At 60.4% G+C, this 540-nt stretch carries 1 protein-coding gene; it reads right to left on the bottom strand.

From position 1 onward, the window contains the following. Positions 1 to 540 (bottom strand): flagellin N-terminal helical domain-containing protein (locus RHSP_RS07965; protein ID WP_037150466.1); only part of this gene is annotated, 540 nt, incomplete at both ends.

Here is a 540-nt window from a genome sequence, read left to right as displayed (position 1 = left end):
CCAGCTTGCCGACGCCCGACTGGATCGAGTCGGACAGCGACGAGGCAAAGCTCGTCTGCAGGCTGATGCGGCTGGAGATCGAACCGAGCTTCGAGTTCATGCTGATCATGGAGTTCAGAGCGGTCTGAACCATGTTCAGGGCGCTGGAGATCTGGCCGGAGGTCATCTTGCTGATGTCGAGGCTGAAGACCGAAGCGTTGACGGTGGTGTTCTTGGTGCCAAGGATACCGGAAGCCGTGTCGAGCGCGCCGGCTGCCGTCGTGCCGAACAGAACGTTGCCGACCGAGCTGGTGTCGAACTTGTAGGAGGTCGAGCTGATCGAAACCGTGCCGTTGGTGCCGCGGATGAAGGAGGAGACGACCGAAGCCGAACCGCCGTTCTGAGCCATGACCCAGTTTTCACCGTTGAACGAAGCCGACTGGGCAACGCTCTGCAGCTGCTGCTGCAGCTGGCCGATTTCTTCCTGGACGGACTTCTTGTCGACCGACGGTTCCATGGCGGTGGCAAGCTTGTTCTTGATCTGGCCGACGATGTCGATGG

This window comes from Rhizobium freirei PRF 81, assembly GCF_000359745.1.
GTDB classification, from domain to species: Bacteria; Pseudomonadota; Alphaproteobacteria; order Rhizobiales; family Rhizobiaceae; genus Rhizobium; species Rhizobium freirei.
This window is presented reverse-complemented; position numbering and strand designations above follow the sequence as displayed.